This is a genomic window from Bradyrhizobium sp. P2_E8 (genome assembly GCF_056403875.1).
The window spans coordinates 1-10,053 of the sequence record NZ_JBFUES010000170.1; the positions used below are offsets into that span (position 1 = coordinate 1).

General features: G+C 65.9%; 9 protein-coding genes. 5 read left to right on the plus strand and 4 right to left on the minus strand.

All coding sequences use genetic code 11. The annotated features are described in order from the left end of the window. The first annotated feature begins 61 nt into the window (after positions 1 to 61). The 3 genes from AC1D00_RS12265 (at position 62) to AC1D00_RS12275 (ending at position 3,481) form a co-directional block, all read left to right on the plus strand. Entirely contained in the window at positions 62 to 1,225 is a 1,164-nt protein-coding gene (locus AC1D00_RS12265) for a hypothetical protein (protein ID WP_477010854.1), read from the plus strand. Between the two features lie 336 nt (positions 1,226 to 1,561). Continuing rightward, on the plus strand, positions 1,562 to 1,987 hold the full coding sequence (locus tag AC1D00_RS12270; protein ID WP_209312135.1) for a hypothetical protein: 426 nt from the start codon (positions 1,562 to 1,564) through the stop codon (positions 1,985 to 1,987). 285 nt (positions 1,988 to 2,272) lie between these two features. After that, on the plus strand, positions 2,273 to 3,481 hold the full coding sequence (locus AC1D00_RS12275) for an EAL domain-containing response regulator (protein WP_027547581.1): 1,209 nt from the start codon (positions 2,273 to 2,275) through the stop codon (positions 3,479 to 3,481). Positions 3,482 to 3,605: 124 nt separating this feature from the next. Here AC1D00_RS12275 and AC1D00_RS12280 read toward each other — a convergent pair whose 3' ends face one another. Next, entirely contained in the window at positions 3,606 to 4,460 is an 855-nt protein-coding gene (locus tag AC1D00_RS12280; RefSeq protein ID WP_477010855.1) for an NAD(P)H-dependent oxidoreductase, read from the minus strand. Positions 4,461 to 4,553: 93 nt separating this feature from the next. Between AC1D00_RS12280 and AC1D00_RS12285 the strand changes: the two genes are divergently transcribed. Further along, entirely contained in the window at positions 4,554 to 5,495 is a 942-nt protein-coding gene (locus AC1D00_RS12285; protein ID WP_404551913.1) for a LysR family transcriptional regulator, read from the plus strand. Positions 5,496 to 5,505: 10 nt separating this feature from the next. Here AC1D00_RS12285 and AC1D00_RS12290 read toward each other — a convergent pair whose 3' ends face one another. After that, complete coding sequence (locus AC1D00_RS12290) at positions 5,506 to 6,366, minus strand: DMT family transporter (RefSeq protein WP_404551911.1); 861 nt, start codon at positions 6,364 to 6,366, stop codon at positions 5,506 to 5,508. Positions 6,367 to 6,528: 162 nt separating this feature from the next. On the opposite strand from AC1D00_RS12290, the gene AC1D00_RS12295 reads away from it, so the two are divergent. Next, positions 6,529 to 7,899 carry an aminotransferase-like domain-containing protein gene (locus tag AC1D00_RS12295; RefSeq protein WP_477010857.1) on the plus strand — a complete coding sequence of 457 codons (1,371 nt, stop codon included), beginning with the start codon at positions 6,529 to 6,531 and terminating at the stop codon, positions 7,897 to 7,899. On the opposite strand, the gene AC1D00_RS12300 is transcribed toward AC1D00_RS12295, so the two are convergent. Both AC1D00_RS12300 and AC1D00_RS12305 read right to left on the minus strand, forming a co-directional pair. After that, complete coding sequence (locus AC1D00_RS12300; RefSeq protein WP_135178838.1) at positions 7,896 to 8,501, minus strand: GDYXXLXY domain-containing protein; 606 nt, start codon at positions 8,499 to 8,501, stop codon at positions 7,896 to 7,898. The two genes, AC1D00_RS12295 and AC1D00_RS12300, sit on opposite strands and share 4 nt — an antisense overlap. Beyond that, on the minus strand, positions 8,498 to 9,769 hold the full coding sequence (locus AC1D00_RS12305) for a DUF2157 domain-containing protein (protein WP_477010856.1): 1,272 nt from the start codon (positions 9,767 to 9,769) through the stop codon (positions 8,498 to 8,500). The genes AC1D00_RS12300 and AC1D00_RS12305 overlap by 4 nt, the downstream gene beginning before the upstream one ends. Positions 9,770 to 10,053: the final 284 nt, after the last annotated feature.

Here is a 10,053-nt window from a genome sequence, read left to right on the forward strand (position 1 = left end):
CAAATGCCTCCATGCATTGAGCCCGCGGGCTTGCTGGAATCGTTGCGGAAGATTGCGTGCCATGAACGAGATCGACCGGCTGTCGGAATTCTTGCAGAGGCTAACGCCGCTATCGCGCAGCTGTCTGCTCAGCGAGCTCGAACGGCTCGAGCTGTGCGGCATCGACATGCCGGGCTCGGCCGAGGTCCAGGCCCGCCTGCGCGCCGAGTTTCGCAAGGACGGATCAACCCAGGCGCGCGCCACCAGCCCCTCGCGTTATTTCTTCGCGCCGCTCGAGCTGCTGCTGATCGACGGCGCACCCGAGCATGCCAACATGGGGCGAATTTCGCGCAACACCCTCACCCCGATCTGGGAGTGGATCTGCCGCGACCTGCTGCCGACCATGGCGCGCGACTACATCAAGGCGATCAACGACCAGGTCACCGCCAACAACCCGAAGGAAGTGCTGAAGATCGCGTCGATCTTCCAGACCAAGGTCGTCAAGGTCCTCGAGAACACCCTCGCCTCGACGGAGAGCACCGAGTTCGCCCGCGGCAAGCTCGCGCAATACACGGCTTCGCGCAGCGCCTTCGACGACGTCAAGAAGATGCAGCAGGTGCTGCGCGCCGGCGCCGCGCTGCCGAAGTTCAACGAAAAGCTGCCCGAGAAGATCGCGAAATTCGACGACGGCCAGGTCGCCCAGATCACCGCGCGGCTCGATGCCTTCAAGAAGGCTCATCCCGAGGCGCTGCCCTTCGCGCTGGCGCTGGTGGCGCGGCGGCTGAAGACCTCCTGGCAATTGGTGCACCTCGCCACCAGGGCCGCCGCGAGCAAGAGCGCGGCCGACGTCGCCGCCACGCCCTATGCCTGCGTCGTTGCCATGGTGCTCGACCGGCTCGACGACAAGCGCCTCGCCCTCAGGATCGCGCTCCGGCACAACCGGGTGCTGATCGCTCGCGACCTGCTCGCCGAAATCTACGACACCGAATATGCGCTCAAGGTCCGCATCGACGGCATCGAACATTGCGAATGGGGCGTCCGCCTCCAGCAATTGATGGACGCGATCGCGGCGCTGGTGGCCGCCGAGGTGAGCCGCTTCCCGGCCAATGTCGGACACATTCTCGGCTCGCGCCGGCTACGCAGCCACGACACGCTCGGCGGCAAGCTGTCCTATCTGGCCTGGAAGGGACGCGACGCCGTGCAGGACGGCGCGGCAGCGTTTCGCAAATTGATCGGACAGACCTGACATTCGGCAGCGCAATCAATGCGCGCGCGGCAGGCACAGGAAGCGATCGAGAAATCGCCCTGACAGCACGAACCTGAACCACCAATACAATATCCGCCGCGTCGTCATTGCTGCGATCCTCGACAGCCCACCACCGGCTGCCTCGAGCAATAGCGCAGGTGCAGCAAGCCGCATGTGATCTGCTTCACACTTTCGCCGCCGCGGCCGCGCGCATCGTCGCAGAACCGTCGCGAGCGGAGGCGGAACATTCGCGCATCGCGCGAAAATGAGTTCTTCGGCCGTAGCTGTCGCTCCTATTCTCCGATGCACCGCATGAGCATTGGGAAGGACTCCGCGATGAGATCGAACCGACGGACATTGACGATGGCGGCCATGCTTGCGGGCGCGCTGGCGCTCACATCGACGACGATGGCGCAGACCTCGCCGCCGCAAGGCAATGCCGCGCCGACCGCCGACAACGCGGTGCTGCTCACCGTCTTCTTCAAGCACGACCAGTCCCGCCCGCTCAACGAGCTGAATGCGCAGCTCGACAAGCAGGGATTCCACAAGGCGTTTCCGCCGCCCGGAATCGAGGTCGTGAGCTGGTACGTGATGATGGGCATCGGCCAGGTGATCACGCTGCGGCTGCCGGCCTCGCGACTGCGCGAAGTCAATCGCGTCATCGAGGATACCGCGTGGGGCGCGTACCGCACCGAGTTCTATCCGACCTATGACTACAAGGCGGTCGGCATGGCTCAGCACGACAAGGCCACAAACAATTGAAGGCCATCGTTATTCAATTGGGCGAAGCGCGAACGGCGTCGTCCAATTGCAGGACACCGGCCTTGCTCTCGCACCGGCCGCAGCTTTCAAAAAATCTCTCGCGATGACCGTGTCATGCGTCCGTCACACGCGGTCAGACGTAAAGACTTCCCGAACGAGATCCGAACAATTTTAGGAATGATGAGGGCTTTAACGTTACCCAGATAATCCGACAATCGACTGAAGCCTTCCATATTTGAAACTGCTCCCATCGCTAACACCGTCGCCGAACGGGAGTGGCTTGAGATGAACGATCAAATTGTAGAACTCGCCGGACGAAGGCCCAAAACCTTCGGGCGGCGAAAGGTAACGCCGCGCGCTTGCGTCGCCGACGGCAAGCGCCATCTGCGTGCTTTCCTCGCCGAGGTGCTGGAGGATCTCGGCTTCGTCACGACCGAATGCGCCAGCGCGGAGGAGCTGAAAACCGTGCTGACGAGCGAATTACCGGACCTGATCCTGCTCGGAATCGCCGCCGACGGCATCGAGCCCGGGACATTTCTGGAGACGCTGGTGCGCGAGGCCTTCGACGGCAAGGTTCTCGCCGTCGGCGCCCGTGAGTCGATCATCGTCAGGGCCGTGCAGCAGGTCGGCGAGGAATATGGCCTTGCCATGCTGCCGCCGCTGACCACGCCCTTTGCCGCCGAGACGCTGCGCGAGCGCGTCGCGATGCTGCTGCCGGAGGAGCCGGCGCCGAGCCCGGCCGTGCATGTCGGCGAGGCCCTGCATGCCGGCTGGCTCGAGCTGTGGTACCAGCCCAAGATCGACGCGAGGACGCTGATCCGCAACGGCGCCGAGGCGCTGGTGCGGATGCGCCACCCGACCTGGGGCGTGGTGCCGCCGGCCTATTTCATTCCCGAGGCGCACGATCCGCATCTGCGCGACCTCTCGGAATTCGTGATCGAGCGCGCCGTGCAGGACTGGCACTATCTGCTGGAGCACCAGAGCCCGGTCGATCTCTCGATCAACCTGCCGGCCTCGTATCTGAAGGAGCCGCAGGCCGTGCGCGATCTCTGCCGTCGCATGCCGACGCATCCGGCCTTCGGCGGACTGACGATCGAGATCGACAGCGAGGAGGCGATCCGCGACCTCGATGTCCTCGGCGAGGTGGCGCGCGAAGTGGGCCTGCACAATATCGGCCTGTCGATCGACAATCTCGGCGCCAACTGGCCGTCGCTGATGGACCTGGGCAAGCTCCCCTTCATCAAACTGAAGGCCGACCGGCACTTCGTCACCGGCAGCGGCAATGACCGCCTCAAGCGCACGGTGTGCCGGCACATCGTCGAGCTTGCGCAGGGCTATGGCGCGTGTGCGATCGCCGAAGGCGTCGAGAGCCGCGCCGACCTCGTCGCCGCGAACGAGCTCGGCTTCGACTTCGTGCAGGGTTTTCTGTTCGGCAAGCCGATGCCGCTGAAGAAATTCGCGAGGAGCACGCTGACGCGGACGGTGATGGAGTGAGCGCGTTCGCGGCGATCGAGTTCGCGCCCGTGCATGATCGATTGCTTCGAAGCTTTTCCGGCGCACCGCGTGCGGGTGTCGTGATCCCGCACGCGTTCGCCGTCATGCGAGGCAATCCGCAGACCTAGGCTGTTGCCGCGCGAACATCCGTCGGCGGCCGCACGGCATCCGGCTCGGCACGCGAGCCGTGCGACTCGGCCCGCTCGACATGGAGCGCGAAGCCGCTTGCCGCGGAATACTCGAGCCCCGCGCGGAGCTGCATGCCCGGAATCAGGTAGTCGCCGCCATTCTGGCGCCGATAGGGAATGGGCGGGGTCGTCGCAAGCGTTCTCATCCTCTCGCGCAGACTTTCGGCAACCGCCTGGTAAGCGGCCCCGTCGAGCTTGTCGGATTTGTAGACCACGAACGGCGGAAGAACCTCATATCCCGGATAATAGAGAATGCCGTGATTGATCGGGAACAGCAGGTCGTCGATCGGCCCGTTGATCCCTCGTGCCGAATAATGCTCCTGCCAGCCGCCCGCCGTCACGATCACCATCGCGCGTTTGCCTGCCAACGTCCCCTCTCCGTAACGGTCGCCCCACCGCTTGTCGCTGTGCTCGCCGACACCGTACGCGAAGCCGTAGGCGAACACGCGGTCGACCCAGCCCTTGAGGATTGCCGGCATGCTGAACCACCACAGTGGAAATTGCAGGATCAGCACATCCGCCCACAGCAGCTTCTCGATCTCGCCTTTGACGTCGACGGTCAGTGTGCCGGCCTCGAACGCCTGCTTGGATGCGGCGGCTGGCGCAAGTCGCGTGTCCGCCGGCAGCGAGGGGAAATCCGCGCGATCGACATCCGATTTCCAGCGCTGGGCATAAAGATCCGACACCCGCACCTCATGGCCCTGCGCCTCAAGGGACCYGACGGCAACATCGCGCAGCCCGCCATTGAGCGAGCCCGGTTCGGGATGGGCGAAGACGATCAACACTTTCATGATCAGCACCAATGATTGATGATTTCGCACAGCAACTAGCCCCGCCGGCCGTGATCCGCTAGATATCGGCAATGGATAGGATTATGCCGAAAAATGGATAGACCGGAGGTTTCGCTCGATCGCATGCGCAGCTTCGTGCGGGTCGCCGAGCGGGGAAACCTGTCCGCGGTGGCACGCGAGCTCGGTCTCGGCCAGTCCACCGTCACGCGGCACATTCGGGAGCTCGAGCAAGCGGTCGGCGTGCCGCTGCTCACGCGAACGACGCGCAGGGTGACCATGACCGACGAGGGGCGCCGTTACTACGCCGATTGCGTACAGATCCTGCGCCTTGTCGAGCACGCCGGCGAAGAGGCACGCAGCACGCGCGGCGCGCCTGCCGGGACGGTACGCGCCTCCTGCACGGCGGCCTTCGGCGTTCTCCACGTCAGCCGTTTTGTCTTCGCCTTCCAGGACCGCTATCCGGACGTGTCCGTCGATCTCAGCCTGACGGACGAACGGATCGACCTCGTGCGCGAAGGTGTCGACGTCGCGATCCGACTGGGCCCGCTCACCGACAGTTCGATGAAGCTCAAGCCTCTTGGCCGGTCGCGCCGGGTGCTTGTGGCCTCGCCCGACTATCTGGCCATGCGCGGCAGGCCCGCGCGCCCGCAAGATCTCGCCAAACACGAGACCGTGGGGATGTCCAACATCGCCGGCAGCGACATGCTGGTGCTGCACGGACGCCGCGGCGGCCGCCATGCGGTGCCTTTGTCCGGGCGATTGCGTGTCGACCACGGGCTTGCCGCACGAGAGGCGCTCGCTGCCGGTCGCGGCATCGCGCCGGCCCATCTCTGGCTGGTCGGGGACCTTCTTGCGGCCGGCAGGCTCGAACGCGTGCTTCCGGACTATTCGCCGCCTCCCGTTCCACTGAACATGCTGATCGTGCCGGAGCGGTCCGGCATCGCGCGGGTGCGGCTGCTGGTCGACTTCCTCGCCGAGCAGATCGCGCGACTGCCCGGGATCGAAAAGGCGCCGCCCGGCGGCAAGCCGACCTGATGGGGTGTCGTCAGGCAAACCGGCGCGCGAAGAAGACGCAGGCGACCACGAGCGCGGTCGCGGCGATCATGCTCCATGCGACCGGCTCATGCAGCAGCAAGCCGGCGAGCGCGAGACCGAAGAACGGCTGGAGCTGCTGCAATTGGCCGACGCGCGCGATGCCGCCGATCGCAAGGCCGCGGTACCAGAAGATGAAGCCGACGAACATGCTGAAGATCGAGACATAAGCGAGCCCGATCCAGGCCGGCGCAGTGATGCCGCTCCATGTCGACGGCCAGGTCAGGATCGCGACCGGCACCATCAGCGGCACCGCAAGCAGCAACGCCCAGGAGATCACCTGCCAGCCGCCGAGGCGGCGCGACAAAGCGGCGCCTTCGGCATAGCCGAGCCCGCACAAGACGATCGCAGCGACCATCAGCAGATCGCCGGCGATTGACACCGAGCCGCCATTGGAGAGAGCAAAGCCGGCCACCGTGGCGCTGCCGAGGACCGCGAACAGCCAGAACAGGGGTTGCGGCCGCTCGCCGCCGCGCAGCACGGCGAAGATCGCGGTCGACAGCGGCAAGAGGCCGATGAAGACGATCGAATGCGCGGAGGTGATGTGCTGGAGCGCAAGTGCCGTCAGCAGGGGGAAGCCGACCACTACGCCGATCGAGACGATGGCGAGCGAGGCGAGATCGTTTCGTTGCGGCCGCGCCTGACGCAGCAGGCCGAGCACGGCCGCACCGATCAGCGCGGCGATGACCGCGCGCGCCGACGTCAGGAACAGCGCGGAGAAGCCGCCGACCGCCACGCGCGTCGCCGGCAGCGAGCCGCTGAAGATGATGACGCCGAGAAGCCCGTTGCCCCAGCCGCTGCCCACAGACTGCATGTCCGCCTCGCTTCTTGAGCGGCGATACTCGGCCTTCCCCGGGTAGCGAGAACAGTCACAATCCAGTACAATCCAGCCAAACTGTATGGATATGGAAGGCAGTACACCTTGGACAGCGGAACGCTGACGAAGGGCCGGGGCGGCACCCGGACCGTTGACGTGATGAGCGCGATCCGCGCCAAGGTCGCGGGCCGCGCGCTCGGGGCCGGCGACCGCCTGCCGTCGATCCGCAGCCTTGCCGCGACGATGGGTGTTTCACCCTCCACCGTCGTCGAGGCTTATGATCGCCTCGCCGCCGAAGGCCTGATCCGCCCCCGCCGTGGCTCGGGTTTCTACGTCTCGCCGACCGTCACGCCGCCGCTTGCGCTGACCGAGGCCGAGCCACGCCGCGACCGTGCCGTCGATCCGTTCTGGGTTTCGCGGCAATCGCTCGATGCCGACGAAAGCGTGCTCAAACCCGGCTGTGGCTGGCTGCCGCCGACGTGGATGCCGGAAGAGGCCTTGCGCCGCGCCGCCCGCGCGCTCGCCCGCACCGATGCGAGCGTATTGACCAATTACGGTTCGACCTCCGGCTCTCTCGCACTGCGCCGGCTGCTGCTGACGCGCCTTGCGGAAGACGCGATCGAGGCATCGGTCGACCAGCTGATGCTGACGGGCTCGGGCACGCAAGCGACCGACCTCGTCTGCCGTTTCCTRCTTCGCCCCGGCGACACGGTGCTGGTCGACGATCCCTGCTACTTCAACTTTCGCGCATTGCTGCGCGCGCATCAGGCCAGGATCGTGGGCGTGCCCTACACGCCGTCGGGTCCGGATATCGCGCGCTTCGAGCAGATCCTTGGCCGCGAGCGGCCACGGCTCTACATCACCAATTCAGCGCTGCACAATCCGACCGGCGCGACGCTATCGCTCCAGACCGCGCACCGGCTGTTGACCGCGGCCGCGGCGCATGACCTCACCATCATCGAGGACGACATTTTTGGCGACTTCGAGCCGGAGCGCTCGCCGCGCCTGGCCGCACTCGACGGCCTCAATCGCGTGATCCGTATCGGCAGCTTCTCCAAGACGCTGTCGGCCTCGGTGCGCTGCGGCTACATCGCAGGGCGAGCCGACTGGATCGAGCATCTCGTCGATCTCCAGGTCGCAACCAGTTTTGGCGGTCCGAGCCCGGTTGCGACCGACATCATCGCCGGGGTCTTGGCCGGCGGCAGCTATCGCAAGCACATGGACGAGCTCCGGCAGCGGCTCACGCGCGCCCGGCGCGAGGTGGCACGCAAGCTCCAGACGCTGGGCATCGAACCTTGGCTGACGCCGCGCGGCGGCTTCTTTCTCTGGTGCCGCCTCGCGGGCGGACAGGATGCTACGTCCGTTGCGCGCGCGGCGCTCGAAGAGAATGTCGTGCTCGCACCGGGCAACGTGTTCAGCGTGTCGCAGACGGCGCCGGACTTCATGCGATTCAACGTGGCGCAGATGAGCGATCCCCGGATGTGGGACGTGCTGCGGCGGGCACTGAAGGCGAAACAGATCGACCGCTAGTACAACGGCTCCTCGTACACCGGCTCGCCGTCGAGCAGCAGGCGCTTGATGGCGGCGCGGCCCGAGGGCAGCACGGCGGCGACGACACGCAGCTTCTGCTGGTTGCGGGCCTGCTCGAGCTTCCTGCCCTCGCCTTCGGGCACGAAATAGCTTTCGAGGCCGTATTTGATGGTCAGCTTGTCGCAGAAGATGGGGCTTGGCGAACCGCAGGAATAGCTGACGCGGCCGCGGATCAGGATTTCCGGAGCCGTGACAGGAACAGGCTCGGCGTGAACCGAGACGGCCTCGTAAAGCCCGTTGGCATTGGGCGCCAGCTTGACGAACACGACGGAATTGCGCTCGGCGGACGGCTTGCCGGCGAGCGCGCCTGCCGGCAGCTGCGAGATGTCGTAGCGCAGCACGACATAGTCGCCGCGCAGGAGATCGCGAGGATCGACCGGCTGCGTCTGCAAGGTCACCTCGCGGCCGTCGCGCAGGATCTGCATGCGATCGGCGACCATCAGGACCAGCAGCGCGCATTGAAACAGGATGGCAACACCGAACAGCACGGCTTTCGGGATGCGCTGCCAGAGTTTTGTAACGGATGCGACCATCTCCATCATCGCTCCACCCTCGGCAGCGCGCGATTGAGTGCGGTTGCAAATGCGACGGCGACGATTCCGGCCGCCGCAAGGAAGGCCGAGCGGCGCAGCAGCGAGCCCTTCACCGCCCAGGTGATGCCGGCGATGACGCCGGCGATCCCGAGCCAGCCGGCAACGATCCGCGGACGCACCTCGTCGAGCATGCCTGACACGACGAGGCACAGCATGGCGCAGAGCAGCGCGGCATAAGCGAACCAGGGCTCACCGGCCGTGGATGCCGGCCAGAGCGGCGCCGCGAGCAGGACGAGCCCGATTGAACATCCCACCAGAACCTCACCTGCGCGCCTGGTAATTGCGGCGGACGCAAGGGCAAGGATCACGCCGGCACCCCCGCACAGAATTGCCCAAAGCGGTTGAGCTGGCGCAGAACCGGTCCGGAAGCGGATGATGTCGTCGACCGTCGTCACCTCCAGGAAAGCGACGGCGGCCAGCGAAAACGCCCCGTAGATCGACAGGACGGTCCCAAGCCGCAGCGCCCTCGGCGACGGTGCGGCCGCGATCGCGAGCCCGGCGCCGAACAGCAGGGCCGCGCCGTTCGCAAGCACGAATGACGGCTGGGCTCCATCGAATTCGAAGCGAAACGAGGTCGCGATCCACCAGGGAAGCACCGCAAGCGCGACGAGGTGGGCCGCGACGCGGGAATTCCGGGCAAAGGCCAGAGCGGCGGCGAGGAGCCAGACCGCCACGAATGGAAGATGCAGCGCGTCCGGCGCATCATAAATCCGCATGCAGGTCCAGATGCAGGCGGCCACGAGGGCGACCGCAAGCGCGCCGCGCGATTCCGTCAGCAGCGCCGCTGCGAATGCGCCGATCGACCACAGCAGCATGCCGCCGGCGAAGTCGTCGCCGAGATGATACATCTGGCCGACCAGCGCGATGCCCGCGCCGAAGATGATCGCCCCGATGCTCGCGCAGAGATCGGCGAGAACCGTGCGACCCGTGCTGGCGAACCACGCCCCGAGCCCGCCGGCGACGACCATGCCGGCAATCAGGATCGCGAACCGCAGCAGCCGTGCGATCTCCGTCCAGTGCGCCGCGACGAAGGCGAGGAATGCGGCTGCGATCAGCAGGCCGCCGACGATGCCGACGACCACGGCGATGTTGATGCCGGGCGACAGCGGCGGCAGCGCATTGCGGATCGAGACGGCGGCCGCCGGCGCGATCACGCCGTCAGCTTCCCATTGCGCAAGATCAGCTTCGAGGCGCTGCCGGTAGGTTTTGTCGAACATCGTCGTGGATCACCTCGGTCCCGGCTGGCGGGCGGGATGCTGTTGGTCGGGCCGCAAGGGTAGCAGGTTCAACCTGTCACTGCTCCGGTTGCGGGACACCGGGTTGTCGATTGCTGCGCAGTCGGCCGGCAAGGCTCCGTTCGCGGATCGCCTGCGCACCCGCGAGAGGCGATCCATCGATCTTTTCATATTCTGCAAAAGAGATGCTCAGACTGCGCCAATGGTTGGAAGAGCCTCAAGGCTGTAGCCTTCGGTCAACATGGCCGTAAACGGCCACGCTGCAA